At 68.2% G+C, this 24713-nt stretch carries 21 protein-coding genes and 1 pseudogene; 16 read left to right on the top strand and 6 right to left on the bottom strand.

All coding sequences use genetic code 11. From position 1 onward, the window contains the following. The first annotated feature begins 4 nt into the window (after nt 1–4). Nucleotides 5–3943: an amino acid adenylation domain-containing protein gene (locus ACYJP6_RS17290; RefSeq protein WP_459476247.1), complete on the top strand. Its 3939-nt coding sequence runs from the start codon at nt 5–7 to the stop codon at nt 3941–3943. Here the strand turns inward: ACYJP6_RS17290 and ACYJP6_RS17285 are convergent. From ACYJP6_RS17285 to fepD, 3 genes and pseudogenes are all read right to left on the bottom strand, one after another. Then, nucleotides 3940–4665, bottom strand: a pseudogene (locus ACYJP6_RS17285) (ATP-binding cassette domain-containing protein); the annotation flags it as partial. The gene ACYJP6_RS17290 and the pseudogene ACYJP6_RS17285 sit on opposite strands and share 4 nt — an antisense overlap. A 77-nt stretch (nt 4666–4742) precedes the next feature. Next, nucleotides 4743–5741, bottom strand: a complete 999-nt coding sequence (gene fepG / locus ACYJP6_RS17280; RefSeq protein ID WP_459476246.1) for an iron-enterobactin ABC transporter permease — start codon at nt 5739–5741, stop codon at nt 4743–4745. Then, nucleotides 5738–6733 (bottom strand): Fe(3+)-siderophore ABC transporter permease, encoded by a 996-nt coding sequence (fepD, locus tag ACYJP6_RS17275; RefSeq protein WP_459476245.1) that lies wholly within the window; start codon nt 6731–6733, stop codon nt 5738–5740. Before fepD ends, fepG begins: the two co-directional genes overlap by 4 nt. A 126-nt stretch (nt 6734–6859) precedes the next feature. Between fepD and entS the strand changes: the two genes are divergently transcribed. Beyond that, nucleotides 6860–8089 carry an enterobactin transporter EntS gene (gene entS, locus ACYJP6_RS17270; protein WP_459476244.1) on the top strand — a complete coding sequence of 410 codons (1230 nt, stop codon included), beginning with the start codon at nt 6860–6862 and terminating at the stop codon, nt 8087–8089. A 165-nt stretch (nt 8090–8254) separates the two neighbouring features. On the opposite strand, the gene fepB is transcribed toward entS, so the two are convergent. Beyond that, nucleotides 8255–9223, bottom strand: a complete 969-nt coding sequence (gene fepB, locus ACYJP6_RS17265) for a Fe2+-enterobactin ABC transporter substrate-binding protein (RefSeq protein WP_459476243.1) — start codon at nt 9221–9223, stop codon at nt 8255–8257. A gap of 284 nt (nt 9224–9507) precedes the next feature. On the opposite strand from fepB, the gene ACYJP6_RS17260 reads away from it, so the two are divergent. From ACYJP6_RS17260 to dhbA, 4 genes are read left to right on the top strand one after another with little or no spacing between them, the layout of a single operon-like run. After that, nucleotides 9508–10695 carry an isochorismate synthase gene (locus tag ACYJP6_RS17260; RefSeq protein WP_459476242.1) on the top strand — a complete coding sequence of 396 codons (1188 nt, stop codon included), beginning with the start codon at nt 9508–9510 and terminating at the stop codon, nt 10693–10695. Further along, nucleotides 10692–12317, top strand: a complete 1626-nt coding sequence (locus tag ACYJP6_RS17255) for a (2,3-dihydroxybenzoyl)adenylate synthase (protein ID WP_459476240.1) — start codon at nt 10692–10694, stop codon at nt 12315–12317. The genes ACYJP6_RS17260 and ACYJP6_RS17255 overlap by 4 nt, the downstream gene beginning before the upstream one ends. Before the next feature lie 8 nt (nt 12318–12325). Continuing rightward, the gene (locus ACYJP6_RS17250; protein WP_459476239.1) at nt 12326–13186 is read left to right on the top strand and encodes an isochorismatase; all 861 of its coding nucleotides are present in this window, start codon (nt 12326–12328) and stop codon (nt 13184–13186) included. Between the two features lie 10 nt (nt 13187–13196). Beyond that, on the top strand, nt 13197–13952 hold the full coding sequence (dhbA, locus tag ACYJP6_RS17245) for a 2,3-dihydro-2,3-dihydroxybenzoate dehydrogenase (protein WP_459476238.1): 756 nt from the start codon (nt 13197–13199) through the stop codon (nt 13950–13952). Between the two features lie 533 nt (nt 13953–14485). On the opposite strand, the gene rapA is transcribed toward dhbA, so the two are convergent. Then, nucleotides 14486–17320 (bottom strand): RNA polymerase-associated protein RapA, encoded by a 2835-nt coding sequence (gene rapA, locus ACYJP6_RS17240; protein WP_459476237.1) that lies wholly within the window; start codon nt 17318–17320, stop codon nt 14486–14488. Between the two features lie 106 nt (nt 17321–17426). Here rapA and ACYJP6_RS17235 point away from each other — a divergent pair, with 106 nt between their 5' ends. From ACYJP6_RS17235 to ACYJP6_RS17220, 4 genes are all read left to right on the top strand, one after another. Continuing rightward, the gene (locus tag ACYJP6_RS17235) at nt 17427–17693 is read left to right on the top strand and encodes a hypothetical protein (RefSeq protein WP_459476236.1); all 267 of its coding nucleotides are present in this window, start codon (nt 17427–17429) and stop codon (nt 17691–17693) included. A 3-nt stretch (nt 17694–17696) separates the two neighbouring features. Beyond that, nucleotides 17697–18281, top strand: coding sequence for an alpha-ketoglutarate-dependent dioxygenase AlkB family protein (locus ACYJP6_RS17230; protein ID WP_459476235.1), 585 nt, complete (start codon nt 17697–17699; stop codon nt 18279–18281). Further along, complete coding sequence (locus ACYJP6_RS17225; protein WP_459476234.1) at nt 18278–18439, top strand: hypothetical protein; 162 nt, start codon at nt 18278–18280, stop codon at nt 18437–18439. Before ACYJP6_RS17230 ends, ACYJP6_RS17225 begins: the two co-directional genes overlap by 4 nt. Nucleotides 18440–18568: 129 nt before the next feature. Continuing rightward, nucleotides 18569–19015 carry an Hsp20 family protein gene (locus ACYJP6_RS17220; RefSeq protein WP_459476233.1) on the top strand — a complete coding sequence of 149 codons (447 nt, stop codon included), beginning with the start codon at nt 18569–18571 and terminating at the stop codon, nt 19013–19015. Nucleotides 19016–19094: 79 nt separating this feature from the next. On the opposite strand, the gene ACYJP6_RS17215 is transcribed toward ACYJP6_RS17220, so the two are convergent. Beyond that, nucleotides 19095–20003: a LysR family transcriptional regulator gene (locus ACYJP6_RS17215; RefSeq protein ID WP_459476232.1), complete on the bottom strand. Its 909-nt coding sequence runs from the start codon at nt 20001–20003 to the stop codon at nt 19095–19097. Between the two features lie 94 nt (nt 20004–20097). Between ACYJP6_RS17215 and ACYJP6_RS17210 the strand changes: the two genes are divergently transcribed. Genes ACYJP6_RS17210 through aroQ form a run of 6 tightly spaced genes read left to right on the top strand, consistent with a single transcriptional unit; the run spans nt 20098 to nt 24403 of the window. Next, the gene (locus ACYJP6_RS17210) at nt 20098–21048 is read left to right on the top strand and encodes a ketopantoate reductase family protein (RefSeq protein ID WP_459476231.1); all 951 of its coding nucleotides are present in this window, start codon (nt 20098–20100) and stop codon (nt 21046–21048) included. Further along, the gene (locus ACYJP6_RS17205) at nt 21045–21440 is read left to right on the top strand and encodes a VOC family protein (protein WP_459476230.1); all 396 of its coding nucleotides are present in this window, start codon (nt 21045–21047) and stop codon (nt 21438–21440) included. Before ACYJP6_RS17210 ends, ACYJP6_RS17205 begins: the two co-directional genes overlap by 4 nt. Nucleotides 21441–21448: 8 nt before the next feature. Next, nucleotides 21449–21907, top strand: a complete 459-nt coding sequence (locus tag ACYJP6_RS17200) for a MaoC family dehydratase (protein WP_058773742.1) — start codon at nt 21449–21451, stop codon at nt 21905–21907. Next, the gene (locus ACYJP6_RS17195) at nt 21904–23136 is read left to right on the top strand and encodes a CaiB/BaiF CoA transferase family protein (RefSeq protein WP_459476229.1); all 1233 of its coding nucleotides are present in this window, start codon (nt 21904–21906) and stop codon (nt 23134–23136) included. The genes ACYJP6_RS17200 and ACYJP6_RS17195 overlap by 4 nt, the downstream gene beginning before the upstream one ends. Continuing rightward, entirely contained in the window at nt 23133–23951 is an 819-nt protein-coding gene (gene aroE / locus ACYJP6_RS17190) for a shikimate dehydrogenase (protein WP_459476228.1), read from the top strand. Before ACYJP6_RS17195 ends, aroE begins: the two co-directional genes overlap by 4 nt. A gap of 8 nt (nt 23952–23959) precedes the next feature. Further along, nucleotides 23960–24403 carry a type II 3-dehydroquinate dehydratase gene (gene aroQ / locus ACYJP6_RS17185; protein WP_310120130.1) on the top strand — a complete coding sequence of 148 codons (444 nt, stop codon included), beginning with the start codon at nt 23960–23962 and terminating at the stop codon, nt 24401–24403. Nucleotides 24404–24713: the final 310 nt, after the last annotated feature.

The following is a 24713-nucleotide window of genomic DNA, read 5'->3' as shown; positions in this document are numbered from 1 at the left end:
TCCCGTGTCCCCTTCTGCCCCCGCTTCCTCTCGCGAACTGCCCCTGGTCGCCGCCCAGCCCGGCATCTGGATGGCCGACCAGCTGTCGCCCCATGCCAATGCCTTCGCCGTGGCCCACCTGGTCGAGCTGCGCGGCCCGATCCAGCCCCAGGCACTGCTGGCGGCCATCGTCCAGGGGCTGGGCGAGCTGGACAGCCTGCAGCTCAGATTCGCCGAGCGCGAGGGCGCGCTGGTGCAGTGGATCGACACCGACGCCGAGATCGCCGCGCCTGCGTGGGTAGACCTCCGCGAGGCGGCTGATGCGGAAGCGGCGGCGCGGGCGGCCATTCGCGCCGATCTCGAGGGTGACCTGCGTGCCACCCGTGGCGAGCCGCTGTGGCTCAACCGCATCTACCAGCTGGGTGACGACCACCTGTACTGGTACCAGCGCTATCACCACCTGCTGATCGATGGCTATGGCTTCGCCGCCCTGGCCAAGCGGGTGGCAGCCCTCTACAGCGCCCGTGTGCGCGGGGAAACGGCCGAGGCCTCGCCCTTCGTCTCCTTCGCCGAGGTGGTGCACGAATACCAGGACTACCAGCAGTCGGCCGTGTGCGAGCGCGATGCGGCCTTCTGGCGCGAGCGGGGCGCCACGCTGCCGCCGGCGGCGTCCCTGGCGCCCGGTGGCCTGGCCGGTCAGGTACCGACGCCGCGAGTGGTGGAGGCGCGGACGCGGGTATCCGGCGAGGTTTTCGCACGCCTGGCCGAGCAGGGCAGGGGCCAGGGCGTGACACCGGCCGATCTGGCCGTGGCCCTGGCGGCCACCTGGTTCGCCCGCCTCAGCGGGCAACCCGCCTTCAGCGCCGGCTTCATCTTCATGAGGCGCATGGGCTCGGTGGCGCTGAAGTCGGGCGGGGCGACGCTCAACGTCCTGCCGTTGGCGGTGCGGAGTTCCACGGACCAGACCCTGGCGGAGCTTGGCGCCGCGCTGGCCGCCGAACTCAAGAAAATCCGGCGCCACCAGCGCTACGACGCCGAGCAGATCGCCCGCGACCTGGGCCGGGCAGGGGATGCCGAGCCCCTGACCGGACCGGTCATCAACCTCAAGCTGTTCGACTTCACCCTGGATTTCGCCGGGGTGCCCGGCATCACCCACGAGCTCGCCTCGGGGCCGGTGCGCGACCTGGAAATCGCCCTCTACCTGGAGGCCAGCGGTGCCCTGGACATCAAGCTGCTGGGCAACGCCGAGCGCTACGCTGCCGACCTCCTGCAAGGGCACGCCGAGCGCTTCGGCCTGCTGGCCGTACAATTCGCCCGGCAGCCCGGGCTCACCCTCGGCGCGGCCGAGCTGCTGGCGCCGGCGGATCGACACTGGCTGGACGCGCTCAATGCGACCGAACGGCCGCTACCGGCGGCCACCTTGGCCAGTCTCCTGGCCGAACAGGCCGCCCGGACGCCCGAATCACCGGCGCTGGCCGACCTGGAGTACGCCTTCACCTACCGCGAAACCCGCCAGCAGGTGCTGGCCCTGGCCCAGCGCTTGAGTATGGCCGGGGTAGGGCGGGGCGACATCGTCGCCGTGGCGTTGCCGCGCTCGGTGTTCCTGTCCCTGGCGCTGCTGGCCACCGTCGAGCTGGGCGCCGCCTACCTGCCACTGGACAGCGGCTATCCCGACGAGCGCCTGCAGCTGATGCTCGACGATGCCCGCCCCCGGGTGTTGCTGACCGATGCCAGCCAGCGCGGACGCTTCCCCGGGCTGGGTGAAGACCGGATACTGATCCTCGATGCGCCCCTCGTGGGGCTGGATGAGGAGCCGAGGTTCGCGGGGCCAGGTCCCAGCGATCCGGCCTATGTGCTCTACACCTCCGGTTCCACCGGCCGCCCCAAGGGCGTGGTGGTGGGGCATGCCGCCATCGTCAACCGCCTGCTGTGGATGCAGGAAAGCTACCCCATAGGGGCAGGCGATACCGTCTTGCAGAAGACGCCAAGCAGCTTCGATGTCTCGGTCTGGGAGTTCTTCTGGCCGTTGCTGGTGGGCGCCCGGCTGTACCTGGCGCCGCCCGAGGCCCATCGCGATCCCGCGGCCCTGCAGGAACTGTTCGCCCGTGAGCGGGTGACCACGGTGCACTTCGTGCCTTCGATGCTGGCGGCCTTCGTCGCCAGCCTGGACGAGCCGGCCGCCGTCGCCCGCTGCGCCAGCCTGCGCCAGGTGTTCTGCAGCGGCGAGGCGCTGCCCACCGAACTGGCCCGCACCTGGGAGCGCCGGGTCGGCGTGCCCCTGCACAATCTCTATGGCCCTACCGAAGCCGCGGTGGATGTTTCCTATCATCCCGCCCATGGCGCCGCCCTGGCGGCCGTCAGCGGCAGCAGCGTGCCCATCGGCAAGCCGGTGTGGAACACCGGGCTGCACATCCTCGACGAGCGCCTGCGCCCGGTACCGCCCGGCGTGGCCGGTGAGCTCTACCTGAGTGGCGTACAGCTGGCCGACGGTTACCTGGGTCGCCCGGAGCTGACCGCCGCCCGCTTCATCGCCGCGCCCGCGGCCGCGGGCGAACGCCTGTATCGCACCGGCGACGTGGCGCGCTGGCTGCCCGAGGGGGTCGTCGAATACCTGGGGCGCAGCGATGACCAGGTGAAGATCCGCGGCCAGCGCATCGAACTGGCGGAGATCGATCACGCCCTGCTGGCCTTGCCGGGCGTCGCCCAGGCGGTCACCCATGCCCGGGTGCTGGGCGAGGTGGCCAATGCCGCGGGCGGGGATGCCCGGCAGCTGGTGGGCTATCTCGTCGCCCAACCTGGCGCCGGACTGGACCTGGAGCGTCTGCGCGCCCGTCTCGGCGAGCAATTGCCACCGCATCTGGTACCGGTCGCCCTGGTCGAGTTGGAGGAATTCCCCCTGGGCGCTACGGGCAAGCTGGATCGCAAGGCGCTGCCAGCACCCCAGGGCGCCACCCGCGCGGTGAGCCGGCCGGTGGCGCCCGGCCTGGAAAGCGAACTGGCCGCGGCTTTCTCCGAGGTGCTCGGGTGCGCCATCGTCGGCGCCGACGACGACTTCTTCGCCCTCGGTGGCCATTCGCTGCTGGCCATGAGCCTGGCGGCCAATTTGCGTCGGCGCCTGGCGCGGCCGGTGTCCATCGGCCAGATCATGGTGGCGTCCAGCGTCGCCCGTCTGGCGCGTCAGCTGGAGCAGGATGCCGTCCACGCGACCCGCGCCGGTTTCGAGACCCTGTTGCCGCTGCGCCAGGGCGAGGGTCCTACGCTGTTCTGCTTCCATCCGGCCTCGGGCTTCGCCTGGCAATTCAGCGTGCTGCAGCGCCACCTCGATCCGCGCTGGTCGCTGCTCGGCATCCAGTCGCCGCGCCCCGACGGCGCCCTGGCCCAGGGCGACGACCTGGAAGCCGTCATCCAGCGTCATCTGCGCACCCTGCGCGAGGTGCAGCCCCAGGGGCCCTATCATCTGTTCGGCTATTCCCTGGGCGGTACGCTGGCGCAGGGGCTGGCGGCCCGGCTGCAGGCGGCCGGGGAGGAGGTGGCCTTCCTCGGCCTGCTCGATACCTACCCGCCGGAAACCCAGAACTGGCAGGAGCGCGAAGGCCAGCGCGAGCTGGATCCCGAGGTGCTGGCCGAGGTGAATCGCGAGCGCGAGGCCTTCCTGGCCGCCCAGCAGGGCCTGGCCGATCCGGCGCTGGGCGAGGGGGCGGACCTGTTCGCCACCATCGAGGGCAACTACGCCGACTCGGTGCGGCTGCTGTCCACCGCGCGCAGCGCCCGCTTCGATGGCGAGGCGCTGATGTTCGTCGCCCGGCGCACCCTGCCGGCGGGAATGGACGTCAAGGCCACCTGGGCGCCCTGGATCACCCGGCTGCAGGCCCATGAGGTGGATTGCGCCCACGTCGACATCATCGCCCAGGCCCAGCTGGCGCAGATCGGGCCGGTGCTGAATCGGGCGCTGAAGGCGCTCTAGCTAGCCGAACGCCGCGCCAGGGGCACCACCATGGGGGTCCCGGCCACCGGGTCGTCGATGATCAGGCAGTCGAGGTCGTAGACCGCCTTGATCAGCTCGGGGGTGACCACGTCCCGCGGGCGGCCGCTGGCCAGTACCTGGCCGCCACGCATGGCCACCAGGTGGGTGGCATAGCGGCAGGCGTGGTTGAGGTCGTGCAGCACCATCACCAGGGTGTGGCCCTGCTGGCGGTTGAGGTCTTGCAGCAATTCCAGCAGGTCGATCTGGTGGGTGATGTCGAGCCAGGTGGTGGGCTCGTCGAGCAGCAGCAGTGGGGTCTCCTGGGCCAGGACCATGGCGATCCAGACCCGCTGGCGCTGGCCGCCGGACAGGGTGTCCACGGCGCGGTCGGCCAGTTCGAAGACCCCGGTGGCCTGCATGGCCTGGGTTACCGCACGCTCGTCGTCGGCACGGACCCCACCGAACAGCGACTGGTGCGGATAGCGCCCGCGTGCCACCAGGTCGCGGACGCAGATGTCGCCCGGGGCCTGGGAGCTCTGCGGCAGCAACCCCAGCCGGCGCGCGACCTCCTTGGTGCGATAGCTCTGGATCGCCTGGCCATCCAGCCAGACCTGGCCGCTGCTGGGCGCCAGCAGCCGGCTCAGGGTGCGCAGCAGGGTCGACTTGCCACAGCCATTGGGACCGATGATGACCGTCAGCTCGCCATCGGGAATGGTCAGCGAGAGGTCCTCGGCGATCAATTTGCGGCCATAGCCCAGGGTCAGGCGCTCGGCGCGCAGGCGCGAGGAGGGGGCGTCGTTCATGAGCGGCGGGACTCCCAGATGAGCAGGCCGATCAGGTAGAGCCCACCCAGGCTCACCGTGACCAGGCCCACCGGCAGGACATAGGGCAGGAACAGGCGTTGGGCGAGGAGATCCGCGCCCAGCAACAGGACCGCACCGGTGAGGGCGGCGGCGGGCAGCGCCAGCCGCTGGGTTCCGGTCAGGCGACGGGCGATCTGCGGCGCGGCCAGGGCGATGAAGGAGATGGGGCCAGCCACCGCGGTGCCGGCGGCGGTGAGCACCACGCCCAGGCCCAGCAGCGACAGCCGGGTACGTTCCACCGGCACGCCCAGGGCACAGGCGGTGTCGTCGCCCATTTCCAGCAGGAACAGCCGGCGACTCAGCGCCAGGCTGGCCGCGCCTGCCAGCAGGATGAAGACCACCGCCGGCCAGGCCTTGGCCCAGGTCAGGCCATTGAGCGAGCCGGCGCTCCACAGGCCGGCGCTGAAGGCGGCTTCCAGGGAGGCATGGACGATCAGCCAGGTGTTGAGCGCCATCAGCAGGGCACGCACGCCGATGCCGACGATGATCAGCCTCAGGGTATCCACGCCGCTGCCGCGCCAGGTGAGGACATAGACCAGGGCGGCGCTGGCCAGGCCGCCGATCAGGGCGGCGGTGGTACTCCACAGGATGCTGGCCTGGAACAGCACCAGGGCGACCAGCACGCCGCTGTAGGCGCCGGTGTTGAAGCCCATGATGTCTGGACTGCCGAGGGGGTTGCGCAGCAGCGACTGGAACAGCGCGCCACTGAGCCCCAGGGCGGCGCCGATCAGCAGCGCCAGGGCCACCCGCGGCAGGCGCCACTGGGTGACCACCAGTTCGATGCCGCGTGGCGCCTCGCCCAGCAGGGCGGCCACGACCTGGGACGGACTCAGGGCCAGGCTGCCGCTGCCCAGGGCGAACACCGCCAGCAGCAGGGCGGCGCTAGTCAAGGCGAGTAGTACCCAGAGCAGGCGCAGGCTGTCGGGGCGCCTCATGCGCGGACTCCCTGGCGCTGCCGGCGGGCCAGCCAGATCAGCAGGGGGGCTCCGAGGAAGGCGGTCACCACCGAGACGCGCAATTCGCCGGTCACCAGCAGTCGGCCGACGATGTCGGCGGTCAGCAGCAGGCTGGGGGTGAACAGCAGGACGAAGGGCAGCAGCCAGCGATGGTCCTCCCCAATCGCCCAGCGACCCAGGTGCGGCACCATGAGGCCGACGAAGGCGATGGGACCGACCGCCGCCGCGGCGGCGCCGCAGAGCAGGGTGATGGCCAGCAGGCCGAGCAATTGGGTCTGGCGCACCCGGGTGCCGAGGGCAACGGCCAGGTCGGTGCCCAGGCTCAGGGCGTTCAGGGCTGGGGCCAGCAGCAGGGCGATGATCACCCCACCCAGCACCGGCAGGCTGGCACTGCGCAGCAGGTCGAGCTGGCGCACGTCCAGGGAGCCGAACTGCCAGAATCTCAGTTGATCGTAGACCTGCGGATCGAGCAGGGCGATCCCGGAGCTGACGCCTTCGAGCATGGCGCCCAGCGCCACCCCGACCAGCACCAGGCGCATGGGATTGAAACCGCCGCCACCGGCGACGCCGGCCAGCAGTACCACCAGGCTCGCCAGGAGGGCGCCGCCGAAGGCATAGCCCAGGTATTGCTCGGGACCGCTGGCACCGAACAGGGCGATGCCCAGCACCACGGCGAAGCTAGCACCGGCATTGACGCCTAGGATGCCGGGATCGGCCAGGGGGTTGCGCGTCAGCGCCTGCATCAGGGTGCCGGCCACGCCGAGGGCGGCGCCCGCCAGCAGCCCGGCGAGGGTCCGCGGCAGCCGCGCCTCACGCACGATCAGGCAGGCGGGATCGCTGCAGCCGTGGCCCAGCGCCTGCCAGACCTCGGCCAGCGGGATAGCGGTGGAACCCAGGGCGAGGCTCGCGGCCATCACTGCCAATAGCAGCAGCCCGGCGCAGCCGAGAAGGAAAAGCGAGCGCATGGTCATCCGTGACGGCAAGCAGGAAAGGGGGTAGATGAGAACAAGGCGTATTAACACATGCTAGTCTGTATTACATGCTAACAGCCTTGCCTCGGCGGCTCGATAGCGTCTCCTGTGTTTTTCCGGTGATTCATGTCCAAGACGTCCTTCCTGCTCGACTTCGGCCTGCTCAGGTCCCACGCCGCCTTTCGCACTCTGTTCATCGCCCGCCTGGTCTCCGTGCTGTCCCTCGGCCTGCTGGCCGTGGCGGTGCCCATCCAGGTCCAGGCGCTGACCGACTCGCCGCTCAAGGTGGGGCTGGCCCTCACCATGGCCGGCATCGGCATGTTCGTCGGGCTGCTCACCGGCGGCGTGCTGGCGGACCGCCTGGAGCGTCGGCGGCTGATCCTGGCGGCGCGCTCCATCTGCGGCCTGGGCTTCATCGGCCTGGCCATCAACGCCAGCCTGCCTGAACCCTCGCTGCTCGCCATTTACCTGCTGGCACTGTGGGACGGCTTCTTCGGCGCCCTGGGCGTCACTGCGCTGCTGGCAGTGACGCCGATCCTGGTCGGGCGGGAATCCATGGTGCAGGCCGGGGCGCTGAACATGCTCAGCGTGCGGCTGGCGGCCATCGTCGCACCGCCGCTGGGGACCCTGCTGATCGCCCAGGGCAGCGTGACCTGGAACTATGGCCTGACCGCCTTCGGCACCCTCATCACCCTGCTGGTGCTGTTGCGGCTGCCGCCCTTGCCGCCGCCGGAGCAGCCCCGTGAATCGCCCTGGCAGGCGCTCGGTGGCGGGTTCGCCTTCCTGTTCGAGAACCGGCTGCTCGGCGCCGTGGCCCTGGTCGGTGCCCTGGTGACCATGGCCAATGCGGTGCGGGTGCTCTATCCGGCGCTGGGGGAGGGCTGGGGCCTGGATACCGGGCACCTGGGCTGGCTCTATGCCGCTGCGCCTCTGGGTGCCGCCCTCGGTGCCCTGACCAGTGGCCGGCTGAACCAGGCGGCGCGACCGGGGCGGACCCTGTTGATGACCGCGGTGGCCACCTTCCTGGCCGTGGCGGTCTTCGCCCTGTTGCCGAGCTTCTGGCTGGCGGCCCTGTGCCTGGTGCTGTTCGGCTACCTGGGCGCGCTCAATTCCCTGGTGCAGTACGCGCTGATCCAGCGGCTGACGCCCGATCGCCTGCTAGGGCGCATCAATGCGCTGTGGACCGCGCAGAATATTGGTGGCGAAGCCATCGGCGCGGCGCTGTTCGGCGGCCTGGCCAGCCTGGTGCTGCCGGCCCAGGCGGCGTTGGTCTTCGGCCTGGTCGCCATGCTGGTGGCCGCGCTGTGCTGGGCCCTGGCCAGCGGTCTGCGCCGGGCGGAGCGGCTAGGCGCCTGATCAGAACGTAGCGCCGTTTTTGCGTAGCGTGGAAAACCGCGCAGCGTTTTCCACTGGACTCAGGGTGATAAGGCGTGGACAAGGCTGCGCCGTTGTCCACGCTACGGGTGCTCAAGGTCTGGCGTAGTGTGGAAAACCGCGCAGCGTTTTCCACGACTGCCCGGTTCAGGGCTTGGCGTAGCGCTGTTCCAGGCGATCCAGCAGCAGGTTGGCACTGTAGGGATCCAGACGGAAGGTCTCGGCGCCCAGGGCTTCCACCCGGTTGTCCTTGACCGCCGGCAGGTGCGCCAGCAGCGGATTGCTGCGCACCGCCTCGGCTTCCTTGGCGTCCGCGGCGAACAGCAGGAAGGTCTGGCCATTGAGACCGGTGGCCACGTTCTCGCCGGCCAGTTGCAGGATGTCGTGGCGCTGGCCCTGGCTGTGACTGGTGTTCAGCCCGGCCGGCAGCTCCGCCAGCTGGAAGCCCAGGCTTTCCAACAACTGGCCTTGGGAAGAGGCCGCGGTCCAGAGGTTAGCCTGGCGCGTCGCCGGGTTGTAGACGAAGGCGGAAACCGGTAGCGGCGGCAGTTGCAACCGGCCCTTGAGGTCGCCCACGCGCCGGGCGAAGTCGTCGACCACCTTCTTCGCGGCGGCCTCGCGCCCGGTGGCCTGGCCGAGTAATTCCACCACCTGCTGCCAGCTGCGGTTGTCGTAGCCCACCACCAGCACCGGGGCGATAGCCTTCAACTGGTCGACCAGGCGCAGCGCCGAATCGTTGCCGGCGGCGCTGACCAGGATGAGGTCCGGGGCTTCCGCGGCCACCGCCTCGGCATTGGCCTCGCCGATGTACAGCCGCTTCACGCCCTGCTGCTTGGCCCGTTCGCCCCACTGGCGCAGGAAGCCCTGGTCGTCGGCGAATCTGTTGTTGGGCGAGGTGGCGCCACTGGCCACCACGGGCGCCCCTATGGCGAGCAGGGAGCCGGTGAGGGTGACGCTGGTGGAAACGATGCGTTGCGGCTGGGCGGGGAGGGTCACCTGAGTGCCGTCGACGGTGAGTTCCCGCGGCCAATCCGCCGCCTGGGCGGTGCCCAGCAGCGTCAGGAAGGAGAGAGCCAGCACGATGAGAATGCGAAAGGATGACAACAAGCTGAACATGGACGCCTTCCAGTTGTAAGATAATCACTCTCATTTTCAAAGATGCCTTCGCCGAGGGCAAGGCTGCCAGCTCGGGTGCTTAGGCCCTCGCCGTCGTCAAGGGTCGGGAAAGCGCCGAGCTAGAGCCTGCCGGTCCTCCGCTCGGCGGTATTAAGTTAGGTAATTCAATGAGTTAGACGTGACGGAGGAAATCCGTTCGTTAGCTATCGAATTGACTTTGCAGCAACCAGACGTTAGTTTCGCATCATTGATAAGCATTATCATTTGCGTAGAGGTCCGTAGCAATGACGAGCAAGAGGGCAGACGCGATCGGGCAGGTGGCCACCGATCGTCAGGAACGGGCGACATTCCTGTTCCAGTCGGGTGATCGCGTCCTCCAGGGGCGTGGCATCTGTGCCCGGATCGAGACGCCCGCGAGCGGCGGCGCCCACCGGGACAGCCTGTTCCTGCATGCCGTGGAGGACGCCTTCGCCCGTGCCCGCCAGGCCGGTATCGCCGAGCCGGTGGTCATGGGCGCCATTCCCTTCGATACCACCAAGGCCTCCTGCCTGTACGTGCCCCAGGAGCACGCCTGGACCGCGCGCCTGGCACCGGTCAGCGCCGCGACGACGGTGCCACCCCAGGTGCGCGAGGTGCGCAACCTGCCCAGTGCGGAGGGTTTCTGCTTGGCGGTCGAGGAGGCCATCGATGCCTTCCGCCGCGGCGCCTTGAGCAAGGCGGTGCTGTCGCGCATCCAGGAGATCCGCCTGGCCGAGCCCGCCGACGTGGAGACCATCCTCGCCAATTTGGCGCGGCAGAATCCTACCGGCTACCAGTTCCGCATCCCCACCGCAGAGGGCGGTGAGCTGGTCGGGGTGAGTCCCGAATTGCTGGTACGCAAGCAGGGCGCCCGCGTCCATACCAATCCCCTGGCCGGTTCGGCCAAGCGTCGCGTCGATCCCCAGGAAGACGAAAGGGTCGCCCGCGAACTGCTGGAATCGAGCAAGGATCACTACGAGCACCGCTTGGTGATCGAGGACATCCGCCAGCAGCTGGCGCCGCTGTGCAGCCGGCTGGAGGTGCCCGAAGGCCCGTCGCTGCTCAGCACCAACGCCATGTGGCACCTGTCCACCGCCATCGATGGCGAGCTCGCCGACAGCCAGACCTCGGCGTTGCAGCTCGCCTGTCGTCTGCATCCCACGCCGGCCGTCTGCGGCTATCCCACTGCCGCGGCGCGTCAGCTGATCCAGCGCATCGAACCCTTCGACCGTGGCCTGTTCACCGGTATGGTCGGCTGGTGCGATGCCCAGGGCAACGGCGAGTGGGTGGTCACCATCCGCTGCGGCACGGTCCAGGGCGATCTGCTGCGGCTGTTCGCTGGCGCCGGTATCGTCGAAGCCTCCGATCCGGCGGCGGAGTGGGCCGAGGTCACCGCCAAACTGGGCACCATGCGTGCCGCCTGTGGTTTGTTCGACGAGGAGAACCCCACGTGAGTCTGGAATTCACCCCCTGGCCGGAGGATCTGGCGGCCCGCTATCGGGCCCTCGGCTACTGGCTCGACCTGCCGATGACCGAGATCCTGGCCCGCAGTCGCGCGGCTCTGCCCGAGGCGCCAGCCATCCTCTGCGGCGAGCGGCAACTGAGCTACGCCGAGCTGGACGAACGCTCCAGCCGCCTGGCCGCCCACCTGCAGGCCGCCGGCCTGCGCCGCCACGACACGGCGCTGGTGCAACTGCCCAACGTGGCCGAGTTCTATATGGTGTTCTTTGCCCTGCTCAAGGCTGGCATCGCGCCGGTCAATGCGCTGTTCAGCCACCAGAAGCTGGAGTTGCTCGCCTACGCGCAGCAGATCCAGCCGAAGCTGTTGATCGCTTCCAGCGAACACAACCTGTTCCGTGACGATACCTTCCTCGGCGAGTTGCGGGACGTGGCGCCCGGGTTGAACGAGGTGCTGCTGGATGGCAGTGCCGATGCGCGCAGCCTGCAACAGCGCCTGGATACCCCGCGCGAAGGCTACCAACTGACGCCCACCGCCGGTGGCGAGGTGGCCTTCTTCCAGCTCTCCGGCGGCAGCACCGGCACGCCCAAGCTGATCCCGCGTACCCATAACGACTACTACTACAGCCTCAGGCGTAGCGTGGAGATCTGCCAGCTCAGTCCGGCGACGCGCTTTCTCTGCGCGCTGCCGGCCGGGCACAACTACACCCTCAGCTCGCCCGGCGCCCTGGGCGTCTTCATTGCCGGTGGCTGCGTGGTCATGGCGCGGGATCCCGAGCCGCTGCGCTGCTTCGAGCTGATCGAGCGGCACCAGGTGGACTGGGTGGCCCTGGTACCGCCGGCGGTGGCGCTCTGGCTGCAGGCGGCGGCCACACCAGCCCAGCGCGCGCGACTCGCCAGCCTGCGCGTGGTGCAGGTGGGCGGCGCCAGCTTCGCCGAGGCCCAGGCCCGCCGCGTGCCCAGCGAGCTGGGTTGCCAGTTGCAGCAGGTGTTCGGCATGGCCGAGGGGCTGGTCAACTACACCCGCCTGGACGACGAGCCCGAGCGCATCTTTACCACCCAGGGCCGGCCCATGAGTCCGGATGACGAGGTGCGCATCACCGACGAAGACGGCCACCCGGTGCCCGACGGCGAGCCGGGCCTGCTGTCCACCCGCGGTCCCTACACCTTCCGCGGCTACTACCGCAGTCCCGAGCACAACGCCCAGGTGTTCGATGCCGAAGGCTTCTACTTCTCCGGCGACGTGGTCCAGCGCGATGCCGCCGGCTACCTCAAGGTGGTCGGCCGGGTGAAGGACCAGATCAACCGCGGGGGCGAGAAGATCGCCGCCGCCGAGATCGAAGGCCTGCTGCTGCGCCATCCCGGCATCACCCATGCGGCGCTGGTGGCCATCGCCGATGAGCTGATGGGCGAGAAGAGCTGTGCCTGCCTGGTGGTCAGCGACCCGGCGCTCAAGCCGGTGGCCCTTCGCCGCTACCTACGCGAGCAGGGCGTGGCCGACTACAAGTTGCCCGACCGCTTCCAATTCCTCGACCAGCTGCCGCTCACCGCTGTCGGCAAGATCGACAAGCGTCGCCTGCGCGAGCAGCTGCAGACCCCCTCAACCGAGCGTTCCTAAGGTTTCCCATGGCTATCCCCCGTCTCGCCTCCTATCCCTTGCCCCAGCCCGAGGGCTTTCCCGCCAACAAGGTCGCCTGGAAACCCGCGGCCGACCGCGCCGTGCTGCTGATCCACGACATGCAGCGCTACTTCGTCGAGTTTTATGGCGACAACAGCCCGCTGATCGCCCAGGTGGTGGCCAATATCGCCGCGCTGCGCACCTGGGCCGATGCCCAGGGCGTGCCGGTGGTCTACACCGCCCAGCCCACCGACCAGCCGCCCGCCGATCGCGCCTTGCTCAACGACATGTGGGGGCCGGGCCTGACCCAGGCCGATCCCGCCCTGCAACAGGTGGTGGACGAACTGGCACCCAAGGACGGCGACGTGGTGCTGACCAAGTGGCGCTACAGCGCCTTCCACCGTTCCAACCTGCAGGATCTGATGACCGAGTGGCGCCGCGACCAGCTGATCGTCTGCGGCGTCTACGCCCACATCGGCTGCCTGACCACCTGCACCGACGCCTTCATGAGGGACATCCAGGCCTTCCTGATCGGCGACGCCGTGGCCGACTTCAGTGAAGACGAGCACCGCATGGCGCTGCGCTACGTGGCCACCCGCTGCGGCAGCACCCTCAGCACCGCCCAGGTCACCGGCGGTGCGGTAGCCCTGGACGAAGCCTGGCTGCGCGCCCAGGTCCAGCCGCTGCTGGACGCCGATGACGAGGAGCCGGCGCTGGACGACAACCTCACCGATTTCGGCCTGGATTCGGTACAGGTCATGACCCTGGTGGGCGAGTGGCAAAAACGTGGCCTACCGGTGACCTTCGCCGATCTCGCCGCTCAGCCGACCCTGCAGGGCTGGCTGGACCTGCTGCGCGCTCGCGCCTAGGGAGCCTCTGATGACACAACTGGATTTCACCGGCAAGCGTGTCTGGGTGACTGGCGCGGGGCAGGGCATCGGCCTGCAGGTGGCGCGGCGCTTCAAGGAAGCGGGTGCCGAGGTGATCGGCCTCGACCGGCAATTCGCCGAGAGCGACTATCCCTTCCGTACCCAACTGCTAGACGTCGCCGACGCGGCCCAGGTGGAGAGGGTCTGCCAGGCCCTGCTGGCCGAAGAGCGTCGCCTGGACGTGCTGGTCAACGGCGCCGGCGTCCTGCGCCTGGGTACCAGCGACAGCCTGAGCCTGGACGATTGGCAGGCGCTGCTGGACGTCAACGTCTCCGGACCCTTCTACCTGTTCCGCCAGCTGGTACCGCTGTTCAAGGCCCAGGGCCGGGGCGCCATCGTGAACATCGCCTCCAACGCCGCCCATGTGCCGCGGCTGCAGATGGCCGGCTACTGCACCTCCAAGGCGGCGCTGGTGTCCCTGAGCCACTGCGTGGCCCTGGAACTGGCGGGCTCGGGCGTACGCTGCAACGTGGTCTCGCCCGGTTCCACGGCGACGCCCATGCTGGCCGGCATGCTCGGCTCGCCCGAGGGCTACCAGCGGTTGGTGGACGGTCTGCCGGAGGACTTCAAGCTGGGCATCCCGCTGCGCAAGATCGCCCAGCCCGACGAAATCGCCAACACCGTGCTGTTCCTGGCCTCGGACCTGGCCAGCCATATCACCATGCAGGACATTGTGGTGGACGGCGGCGCGACCCTGGCGGCGTAAGGAATTTCCGTAGGTTGGGTTGAGCGCCAGCGAAGCCCAACGCAGCGGGTTCGACTCCGCGTGTTGGGCTTCGGCGATAGAGCCGCCTCAGCCCAACCTACGGCTAGGCTCGGCGATCTATCTGGGCCTTATCGGGCCGATAGAGCTGAATGCCTGTTCGAATAGCTCCCTCTCCCCTCGGGAGAGGGTTAGGCGAGGGATCCCTCGCTACGAAGGCTAGTGGAAAAGGCTGCGCCGTTTTCCACGCTACAGCTCTGGCCAGCCATATCAACATGCAGGACATCGTGGTGGACGGTGGCGCGACCCTGGCGGCGTAAGGGCTTTTCGTAGGTTGGGTTGAGCGCCAGCGAAGCCCAACGCCGCGGGTCCAACTTCCGGCATTGGGCTTCGACGATGAAACAGTCTCAACCCAACCTACCGCTATGCTCGGTGATCCATCGCGGCCATGGGCCGCTCCTACAGGAAGCGATGCTCTTGTAGGAGCGGCCGCATCGGCGGACCGCCATGGCCGCGATGGATTTGGCAGAGGTGCCTTACCCCGCCACCAACACCCGAATGGCTTCCAGGCGTAGCGAGGCTTTGTCCAGGTAGGTCAGGCCTTCTTCGCGCTGCTGGCGCAGGCGGTCGATCTCGTCCTGGCGGACGCTGGAGTTGACCGCGCGCAGGGCTTCCAGGCGGGCGATTTCCTCGTCCATGCCTGCCAGGTAGGCCTGGCGGGCCTTGGCGACGCGTTCCTCGTGGCGAGGCAGGGCCTTGCCTTCACCGCCACCGATCAGCTTGGCCAGGGAGTCGCGCTGGGCCTGGACGAACTTGTTGGCGCTGGTGCGCGGCACGCTTTCCAACTGGTCGTTCAGCGTCTCGAAGGCCACCCGGGCGGCCAGGTCGTTGCCGTTGGCGTCCAGCAGGCAGCGGATCGCCAGCGGCGGCAGGTAGCGACCCAACTGCAGGGCGCGCGGCGCCACCGCCTCGCTGATGTAGATCAGCTCCAGGAGCACGGTGCCCGGCTTGAGCGCCTTGTTCTTGATCAGCGCCACGGCGGTGTTACCCATGGAGCCGGACAGCACCAGGTCCATGCCGCCCTGGGCCATGGGGTGCTCCCAGGTCAGGAACTGCATGTCCTCGCGGACCAGGGCCACGTTGCGGTCGTAGGTGATGGTCACGCCCTCGTCGTCGCCGAGGGGGAAACCGGCGTCGAGCATCTTCTCGCTGGGCTTGAGGATGAGGGCGTTGTCGGAATGGTCCTCGCTGTCGATGCCGAAGGCGTTGAACAGCTCTTCCATGTACATCGGCAGGGCGAACTGGTCGTCCTGTTCGAGGATGTCTTCGACCAGTTGCTCGCCGGCGCCGGCACCCGCGGAATTGAGTTCCAGCAGGCGGTCACGGCCGTTGTGCAGTTCGGTCTCCAGCGCGGCGCGCGCCTGGACGCCTTGCTCCAGCAGCGCCTGCCAGGCGGCCTCGTCGCCACCGGCCAGTTGCTCGTCCAGCTCGGCGGCGAAGCGCGCCTGCAGGGCGCTGCCGGTCGGCGAGGTGGCCAGGAAGGCGTTCAGCGCCTGGTGGTACCACTGGAACTGGCGCTCCTGGCGGCTGCCTTCGAGGTAGGGCACGTGCAGCTGGATGGTGTGGCGCTGGCCGATCCGGTCGAGACGGCCGATGCGCTGCTCCAAGAGGTCCGGGTGGGCCGGCAGGTCGAACAGCACCAAGTGGTGGGCGAACTGGAAGTTGCGGCCTTCACTGCCGATCTCGGAGCAGATCAGCACCTGGGCGCCGAATTCCTCGTCGGCGAAGTAGGCGGCGGCGCGGTCGCGCTCGAGGATGCTCATGCCCTCGTGGAACACCGTGGCCGGGATGCCGGACTTCAGCCGCAGGGCGTCTTCCAAGTCCAGGGCGGTTTCCATGCGCGCGCAGATGACCAGCACCTTGTGCGGCTTGAGCGCCTTGAGGGTGTCGATCAGCCACTCGACGCGGCCATCGTGGCGCCACCAGCGGTCGTTGTCGTCTTCCGGGGCGAATTCGGTTTCTGGCTGCAGCGACTGGCCGGGCATCACGCCCTCGTCCAGGTAGGCATCCGGGAAGGGCAGGGCATGGGCATGCAGCTCGCGCTCGGGGAAGCCCTTGACCGCGGCGCGGGTGTTGCGGAACAGCACCCGGCCGGTGCCGTGGCGATCCAGCAGCTCGCGCACCAGGCGGGCGCGGGCGTCGGCATCACCGGCGGCCGCGGCGCTCAGCAGGGTCTCGCCTTCCTGGCCGAGGAAGCCGCCGATGGCGTCCTGGGCGGCCGGGCTCAGGGCGCCGGCGTCGAGCAGTTCCTGCACGGCTTCGGCCACTGGGCGGTAGTGCTGGGACTCCTGCTGGAAGGCGGCGAAGTCGTGGAAGCGGCTGGGGTCGAGCAGGCGCAGCCGGGCGAAGTGGCTGTCCTGGCCCAGTTGCTCGGGGGTCGCGGTCAGCAGCAGCACGCCGGGGATGACCTCGCCCAGTTGCTCGACCAGGCTGTATTCGCGGCTGGCGCCCTCGGGGTGCCAGACCAGGTGGTGGGCTTCGTCGACCACCAGCAGGTCCCAGCCGGCGGCGAAGGCGGCATCCTGGGCCTTTTCGTCGCGCACCAGCCAGTCCAGGGAGACCAGGGCGAGCTGGGCGTCCTCGAAAGGATTGCCCTCTTCGCTGGCCATAAAGCGCTCGGCGTCGAATAGCGCCACTTCCAGGTTGAAGCGGCGGCGCATCTCCACCAGCCACTGGTGCTGGAGATTTTCCGGCACCAGGATCAGCACTCGGCTGGCGCGACCGCTGAGCAGCTGGCGATGGATCACCAGGCCGGCTTCGATGGTCTTGCCCAGGCCCACTTCGTCGGCCAGCAGCACGCGCGGCGCGACCCGGTCGGCCACGCTGCGGGCGATGTGCAGCTGGTGCGGGATCGGCTGGGCGCGGGCGCCGCCGAGGCCCCAGAGGCTGGATTGCAGGAGACGGTTGCGGTGCTCGTGGGTGTGGTAGCGCAGGCCGAACCAGGGCAGGGGGTCGATCTGCCCGGCGAACAGGCGGTCGCTGGCCAGGCGGAACTGGATGAAGTTCGACAGCTGGGCCTCGGGCACGCTGCGCGCCTCGCGCTCGGCGGTGAAGCCGTGGTAGGTCAGCAGGCCGTCCTCTTCGGAGACCTCGCGCACGGTCAGCTTCCAGCCCTCGAAATGGGTCACCTCGTCGCCCGGCGCGAAGCGCACCCGGGTCAGGGGCGCATTGCGCTGGGCATACTGGCGTGTCTCTCCGGTGGCTGGATAGAGCACCGTGAGCAGGCGGCCGTCCAGGGCCAGGATGGTTCCCAGGCCCAGTTCGGCCTCGCTGTCACTGATCCAGCGTTGTCCCGGTTGATGTGACGCCATGTAGTAGCTTCTCCCCAGCTATCAAAAAGCCGGCTATTTTAGCCAGAGCGGAGTCATAAGCCCAACCTGCTGTTTGCCGCAGGCTGCGAAAATCGAGGTGCTTGTCATGATCCCTGCCATTCCGCCCCCTGGGGTGACCCCGCCGAACCAGTTGGATCCGGCGCCAGTGCGCGCGCCCGTCGCCCCGGTGGCGCCGGTGGAGCCCGCGGCCGAGACGGCGCATGCCCCGCTGGAAGACGAAGCCACCCTGGATCGCGAGGCGCGCCGGCGGCGGCGCCAGCGCGAAGCCCTGCGCCAGGGACTCGGTGCCGAGCGCGCCCAGGTGCTGGAAGAGCCCGAGCAGGTGGGCGCCCAGGTGGATCTGCGGGTCTAGTCCATGGTCGAGGTCCCGAACCTGGCCGATGCCGAGCTGCACTTCCACCCGCGGTGGCTACAGCCGGAAACCGCCGACGCCTGGCTAGGGCAGCTGGAAGCCGAAACGCCCTGGAGCCAGCCACAGGTGCGGGTGTTCAACCGCTGGCACCCGGTACCGCGGCAGGTCGCCTGGTATGCCGATCCCGGCGTGGTCTACGGCTATGCCGGCCTGGATCACGCCGCCTTGCCCTGGACGCCGTTGCTGCAGCTCATCCGTGCCCAAGTCGAGGCGGCTAGCGGCCAGGCGTTCAATGGCGTGCTGCTCAATCGCTATCGTGACGGCCAGGATTCCATGGGGTGGCACAGCGACGACGAGGCCAGTCTCGGTCGCAATCCGGTGATTGCCTCGCTGAACCTGGGCGCCGCCCGGCGCTTCGACTTTCGCCGCAAGGGCACCAGCCGCATCGGTCATTCCCTGGAGCTCGGTCATGGCAGCCTGCTGGTCATGGCCGGCGCGACCCAGCATCATTGGCAGCATCAGATCGCCAAGACCCGCAAGGCCAGCGGGGTACGGCTGAATCTCACCTTTCGTTGGATAGCCCCATGAGCGACGACAGCAACAACCTCATCGATTTCACCACCGAGCGCGGCAAGCGCCTCCACGACCTCAAGGAGCGCCGTCTGCAAGAGGTGCGCTCGGCCTTCGAGCAGGCGCTGCCGCTGACCAGTGGCAAGAAGAAAAAGCGCAAGCCGAAGAAGAAATAGGCGAACGACCGTTCGTCGGGATTCGCCCTTGAAATTTTGTGGGGGGTTCCTATCTAGGTTCATGCGGGATGCCGAAGTCGGGTCCCGCAGGCAATACCGAAACTTGCTGAACCTATCAGGAGATTCACCATGAGCAACGTACTGTCCCTAGCCCCGCTGTTCCGTCATTCCGTCGGCTTCGACCGGTTCAACGACCTGTTCGAATCCGCCCTGCGCAACGACGCTGGCAGCTCCTATCCGCCCTACAACGTCGAGAAGCACGGTGACGACCAGTATCGCATCGTCATCGCCGCCGCCGGTCTCCAGGAAGATGACTTGGAAATCGAAGTCGAGCGTGGCGTCCTGACCGTCAAGGGCGGCCGGCGCGAAAACAGCGCCGAGAGCGTAACCTTCCTGCACCAGGGCATCGCCCAGCGTGCCTTCAAGCTGTCCTTCCGCCTTGCCGACCATATCGAGGTGAAGGGCGCCGATCTCAAGCACGGCCTGCTGAGCATCGAGCTGGTACGGGTGATCCCGGAAGAAGCCAAGCCCAAGCGCATCGCCATTTCCGGCCAGCGCCCGGCCCTGGACAACTGATCGTCCAGGCGTCCTGCCCAGAGAAGCCCCAGCCCCGTGCTGGGGCTTCTTCGTTTCAGCTTGGAGAAACCCTGGAAGATCAGCGGCTCCGCCCGAACAGCTCGACGAAGACGCCGCGCAGCCAGCGGTTGCCGGCGTCCTGGTGATAGCGGGCATGCCAGTGCTGCTTGACCGCGAAGGCCTCGATGGGCACCGGACACTCGTGGAGTTCTAATCCGTAGGTCGTGGCCAGGGTGGTACCTATGTGGCGTGGCAGGGTGACGATGAGGTCGGAGTTGCCGACCACCGCGCCCACGCCGAGAAAGCCGGGTAGCTCCAGCACGATCCGGCGCTGCACCTCGGCGCGGACCAGTCCCGCCTCCAGCAACTTCTGACCGGTCCCCGCGCTGACCAGCACATGACCTTCCTTAGCGTAGGCCGCCGCCGTGACGCCGTCCTGCAGGCGCGGATGCTCGGCACTGACCAGACAGACCCAGTCCTGGGGAAACAGCACCTGCTGATAGATGCCGCCGCCCAGCCAGGGGATGAAGCCGACTGCCAGGTCCGCCTCGCCGATCTCCAGGGCCTGCTCGGTATTGCCGTCGATCCGGGCGATCTCCAGCCGCACGCCGGGCGCCACCTCGCGCAGGTGCGCCAGGATGCGCGGCAGCAGGGTGATATGGCTGGCATCGCTCAGGCACAGGCGGAACAGCCGCTGGGCAGTGGTGGGATCGAAGGCGACCTCCCAGGCGACTAGGCGGCGCAGGGATTCCAGCACCTCGCGGCAGGGGGTGATCAGCGCCTCGGCCTGGGGCGTGGGCTTCATGCCGCCGGGGGTGCGCACGAACAGCGGATCGCGCAGCTGTTGGCGCAGCTTGCCCAGCCAGAGGCTGATGGTGGGCTGGCTCTGCCCGAGTTGCTCGGCAGCCCGGGTCACGCTGCCGGTGCTGTAGAGCACCTCGAACAGCATCAGCAGCTTGGGCTCGGGAAGGCCTTCCGTCGGGTGCATTATTAGAATTTCTGATGGCCGGATTGGGCTCTTTGTATAGCTCAATAGGGCACACACGCCTAGGGTATTGGCAAAACAAGGAGTCCTATGCCCTATGAAAATCTGCGTCCTGGGTGCCGGTGCCCTCGGCAGCACCTTCGGTGCCTGGCTGAGCGAGGCGGGGCGCGACACCTGGCTGCTCAACCGACCCAACGCCCATATCCAGGCGATCCGCCACGCGGGCCTGGCGATCGAAGCCGCCGAGGGCAACCGGGTCGTCCAGGTGCAGGCCGCCGACGATGCCAACGCCGTTGGGGTGGTCGACCTGGTGGTGGTGCTGGTCAAGTCCTTCGCCACGGTGGCGGCCATGACCCAGGCGCTGGCGCTGGTCGGTCCGCATACCCTGGTGCTGTCGCTGCAGAACGGCCTCGGTCACGAAGAACTGCTGGCCGAGATCGTCGGCCGCGAGCGGGTGATCGCCGGCAAGACCTACGTCGGCGGGGTGCTGCTCGGACCGGGACGGATCCGCAGCGGGGTGGCGGGCAAGCAGACCATCATCGGCGAACTCGATGGCCAGCTCACGCCGCGGGTACAGGCGGTGGCCGACGCCTTCGCCGGCGCGGGGCTCGCCACCACGGTCAGCGGCAACATCCTCGGTACCCTCTGGGACAAGCTGCAGGTGAACGTCGCCACCGGGGCCCTCACCGGCATCACCCAGCTCACCTACGGCCAGCTCTACAGCGAGCCGCTCTTGCGCGATACCGCCTTGCAGGCGGTGGCCGAGGCCATCGCGGTGGCCCGCGCCGCTGGCGTCGAGCTGGGGCTCAAGGAGCCGGAAGCCGCCTGGCAACTGGCCCGCGAAGGGCTGCCGCCCTCGTTCAAGACCTCCATGCTGCAGAGTCTGCAGAAGGGTTCGATCACCGAAATCGACTTCATCAATGGCGCGGTGGTGCGGCTCGGCCAGCAGTACCGCGTACCGACCCCGGTCAATGCCACGCTGGTCGCCTGCATCAAGGGCATCGAGCGCGCCCTGGTCGATAGACAACAAGAGGACGCCACATCATGAGCATTCCCAAGGCCTATCTGGAACACGTGGCCATCTGGGTGAAGGACATCCACTGGCATATCCGCTTCTTCCACGAGGTGTTCGGCATGACCCTGCGCGAGGTGCACGGCACCCTGGAGGAGCCCACCCAGTACTGGACGCTGGGCGGCATGCAGTTCATGAGCAAGCCGGACTTCGCCGGCCCCGAGGGCCGTTTGGGCCACCTGGGGCTGATGTGCGAGGACGTCGACGCTGCCCTGGCCGCCGCGCGCCGTTTCGAGGGGGTTGAGGAAATGCCCCAGGGCCATAACTGGCTGCGCCTGCCCGATGGCCTGGCGCTGGAATTCATCCAGGCCGTGCCCGCCAGCGCCGTGCACGACGCCCTGGCCGTCAATGCCCGTCAAACCGAGTGACAGCGACCATGACCGTACAAGAAAAATACTTCGAGGACGCCCGCGAAGGCGATGAGGCGATCACGCCCAGCTATAAGGTCACCAAGGAACGCATCCTGGCCTATGCCGACCTCACCGGCGACCACACCCCGGTCCACGTCGACGAGGCCTATGCCAACGCCAGCCACTTCGGCGGCCTGGTCGCCCATGGCCTGATGGGGCTGTCCATCGCCGATGGACTCAAGACCCAGTGCGACTATCGCTTCCTGCCGGGGATGTCGCTGGGCTGGACCTGGGATTTCCTCTTGCCGATCCGCGTCGGCGACGAGTTGCACGTGAAGCTGCGCGTCGGGTCCATGCGACCCAGCAAGAGCAAGCCGGGCTGGGGCATCGTGGTGCTGCCCTCGGAGCTGATCAACCAGAAGGGCGAGGTCGTCCAGCGCGGCGAACACCGGCTGATGGTGCCGCGGCGGGAGGGGGCCCTATGAGCCAGCCACTACCCCTGCAAGGCCTGAGGGTCATCGACTACAGCCACTTCCTCGCCGGCCCCTACGTGGGGCGTTGCCTGGCGGCCCTGGGCGCCGAGGTGATCAAGGTCGAGCGTCCCGGCAGCGGCGATGCCGGCCGCCAGCACGCTTTCGTCCTGGACAATGGCCAGAGCGGCTACTTCCTGCAACTCAACATGGGTAAACAGGGCGTCAGCGTCAACATGAAGGACCCGCGCGGCAAGGCCTTCATGCAGCAGCTGTGCGACAGCGCCGACGTCTTCATCGAGAACTACCGGCCCGGCGCCCTGGACAAGCTCGGCCTGGGTTACCAGGAGTTGTCCGCGCGCAATCCGCGGCTGGTCTACTGCTCGATTTCCGCCTACGGCCATACCGGCCCCGACGCCCATCGCGCCGGCTTCGGCCTGATCGCCGAGGCCAAGAGCGGCATCATGCAGATGGTCGGCACGCCCGGCGAGGCGCCGCCGCTGCTGCGGATTTCCCTGGGCGACATGTACACCGGCGCCCATGCGGTGGCCGCCATCAACGCGGCGCTGCTCGGCCGGGTCACCAGCGGCCGCGGCCAGCACATCGACATGGCGCTCTACGACACCCTGGTGTCCATGCACGAATACGCCGTGCAGTGCTACACCCTGTCCGGCGGCGTGATCCTGCCGCAGCAGACCGGCCACGACATGCCCACCTCGACCCTCTACGGCGTGTTCCGCGCCCAGGACGGCGACCTGGTGATCGCCGCCCAGGTGGACGACTCCTGGAAGCGCTTCGCCGCGCTGGTCGAGCAGGACGCGGGTCAGCCGGGCTTCGGGAGCGACGTTCGCTTCCACACCTCCACCGGCCGTAATGCCCATCGCGAAGCCATCCTGCCCATCGTCAAGGCCTGGGTGGCGGCCAATCCGGTCGCGCGGCTGCTATCACTGCTCGACGAGATCGACGTGCCCTGCGCCAAGGTGCAGCGCATCGACGAGGTGATCAACGATCCGCAGATCAAGGCCCGCGGCATGATCCAGGAGCAGCAGCATCCGCGCTACGGCACCCTGCGCCTGCCCAATCTGCCGTTCCGCTTTTCCGAGTGCGATACCACCATCCATCAGGTGGCGCCGGATCTCGGCGAGCACAACGCCGCCGTGGCCCAGAGCCTCGGCTATAGCGAGGAAGAGATCGCCCGGCTGCAGGCTGACGGCGTGCTCTTCACTCAGGAGATGCCGGCATGACCGACCAGTACGCGGTGATCGGCCGCCCGATCAATCACACCAAGTCGCCCCTGATCCATGGCCTGTTCGCCGCGACCAGCGGCCAGGACCTGGAGTACGGCGCCATCGAAGGCTCGCTGGAGGATTTCGCCGGGGACGTGCAGCGCTTTCGCGCCCAGGGTGGATGGGGCATGAACATCACGGCGCCCTTCAAGCTGCAGGCCTTCCAACTGGCCACCGAGCCCAGCGAAAGGGCACGCCTGGCCAAGGCGGCCAATGCGCTGAAGTTCGAGGGTGAGCGCATTTTGGCGGAGAACTTCGATGGTATCGGTCTGCTGCGCGACATCGAGGTCAACCTCGGCCAGCCCCTGGCCGGCAAGCGGGTGCTGCTGCTGGGCGCCGGTGGTGCCGTGCGGGGCGCGCTCCTGCCGTTCCTCGCGGCCAGGCCGGCAGAGCTGGTGATGGTCAATCGTGACGAGCAGAAGGCCGTTGGAGTCGCCGAGGAAATTGGCCATCCGCTGCTGCGCGTGAGCCGCTACGAGGCGCTGGAAGAGGAGCGCTTCGACCTGGTGATCAACGCCACCTCGGCCAGTCTGGTCGGCGAGTTGCCGCCGGTGCCGGCGGGCGTCTTCGTCCAGGCCGTGCTGGCCTATGAACTGGCCTATGGCAAGGGGCTGACGCCCTTCCTGCGGCTGGCGCAGGAGCAGGGCGTGGCGCAACTGGCCGACGGGGTGGGTATGCTGGTGGAACAGGCGGCCGAAGCCTTCGCCTGGTGGCGCGGCGTGCGCCCCGAGACCCGGCCGGTCATCGACCAGCTGACCATTCCTCTGCAGTGAGCGGACCCATGAAGATCCTGATGTTGCACGGTATCAATCACAATATGTTCGGCAAGCGCGATCCCGTGCAATACGGCACCGTGACACTCGCCGAGATCGACGCCAAGCTGGCTGCCCTGGGCGCTGAGCTCGGCGTCGAGGTGGAAAGCTTCCAGACCAATCACGAAGGGGACATGGTCGAGCGCATCCATCGCGGCTTTGAGGAAGGCGTGGACGCCGTGCTGATCAACGCCGGCGCCTGGACCCACTACAGCTACGGCATCCGCGACGCCCTGGCGATCCTTACGGTGCCGGTGGTGGAGCTGCATATGTCCAACATCCATGCGCGGGAAAGCTTCCGCCACCATTCGGTGTTCGCCGAGATCGTCCTGGGGCAGATCGCCGGTTTTGGGGTGGATAGCTATCTGCTGGCACTGCGCGCGGCGGTGAGTGCGGCCCAGGCTCGGCGGTAGCGGGGCTTGGCGTTCCGCTTCCACGAAGCCCTGGCCATGCCGGGGCTTTTCCTGGGGGCGGCCCTCACCCCGGCCCTCTCCCAGAGGGAGAGGGGGCGCCACCGACAAGCTCCGGGTAGGGTGGAAAACCGCGCAGCGTTTTCCACGCGAAGTCTCTGTTCGTTGCTCAGTGTGGTCCGCCGGTGCGGTCGCTCCTACGGGCCGTCGTAGATACCATCTTTCCCACCAATCACAACAGGCCGGTTAAAGGGCCTGTCGTGGTTGATAAGGTCGCTGCGTCTTGAGCACGCCATAGGCGATCTGCAGCAGT

This window comes from Pseudomonas sp. No.117, assembly GCF_054558395.1.
The sequence above is the reverse complement of the archived record's forward strand: the minus strand, read 5'-3'. Positions and strand labels throughout refer to the sequence as shown.

Coding starts and splice junctions, on each gene's coding strand:
- fepG (WP_459476246.1), bottom strand. CDS start 5,741: ATGAGGCGCCCCGACAGCCTGCGCCTGCTCTGGGTACTACTCGCCTTG.
- fepB (WP_459476243.1), bottom strand. CDS start 9,223: ATGTTCAGCTTGTTGTCATCCTTTCGCATTCTCATCGTGCTGGCTCTC.
- dhbA (WP_459476238.1), top strand. CDS start 13,197: ATGACACAACTGGATTTCACCGGCAAGCGTGTCTGGGTGACTGGCGCG.
- aroE (WP_459476228.1), top strand. CDS start 23,133: ATGACCGACCAGTACGCGGTGATCGGCCGCCCGATCAATCACACCAAG.
- ACYJP6_RS17195 (WP_459476229.1), top strand. CDS start 21,904: ATGAGCCAGCCACTACCCCTGCAAGGCCTGAGGGTCATCGACTACAGC.
- ACYJP6_RS17200 (WP_058773742.1), top strand. CDS start 21,449: ATGACCGTACAAGAAAAATACTTCGAGGACGCCCGCGAAGGCGATGAG.
- ACYJP6_RS17260 (WP_459476242.1), top strand. CDS start 9,508: ATGACGAGCAAGAGGGCAGACGCGATCGGGCAGGTGGCCACCGATCGT.
- ACYJP6_RS17250 (WP_459476239.1), top strand. CDS start 12,326: ATGGCTATCCCCCGTCTCGCCTCCTATCCCTTGCCCCAGCCCGAGGGC.
- ACYJP6_RS17235 (WP_459476236.1), top strand. CDS start 17,427: ATGATCCCTGCCATTCCGCCCCCTGGGGTGACCCCGCCGAACCAGTTG.
- ACYJP6_RS17220 (WP_459476233.1), top strand. CDS start 18,569: ATGAGCAACGTACTGTCCCTAGCCCCGCTGTTCCGTCATTCCGTCGGC.
- ACYJP6_RS17230 (WP_459476235.1), top strand. CDS start 17,697: ATGGTCGAGGTCCCGAACCTGGCCGATGCCGAGCTGCACTTCCACCCG.
- fepD (WP_459476245.1), bottom strand. CDS start 6,733: ATGACCATGCGCTCGCTTTTCCTTCTCGGCTGCGCCGGGCTGCTGCTA.
- ACYJP6_RS17225 (WP_459476234.1), top strand. CDS start 18,278: ATGAGCGACGACAGCAACAACCTCATCGATTTCACCACCGAGCGCGGC.
- entS (WP_459476244.1), top strand. CDS start 6,860: ATGTCCAAGACGTCCTTCCTGCTCGACTTCGGCCTGCTCAGGTCCCAC.
- ACYJP6_RS17215 (WP_459476232.1), bottom strand. CDS start 20,003: ATGCACCCGACGGAAGGCCTTCCCGAGCCCAAGCTGCTGATGCTGTTC.
- aroQ (WP_310120130.1), top strand. CDS start 23,960: ATGAAGATCCTGATGTTGCACGGTATCAATCACAATATGTTCGGCAAG.
- rapA (WP_459476237.1), bottom strand. CDS start 17,320: ATGGCGTCACATCAACCGGGACAACGCTGGATCAGTGACAGCGAGGCC.
- ACYJP6_RS17210 (WP_459476231.1), top strand. CDS start 20,098: ATGAAAATCTGCGTCCTGGGTGCCGGTGCCCTCGGCAGCACCTTCGGT.
- ACYJP6_RS17205 (WP_459476230.1), top strand. CDS start 21,045: ATGAGCATTCCCAAGGCCTATCTGGAACACGTGGCCATCTGGGTGAAG.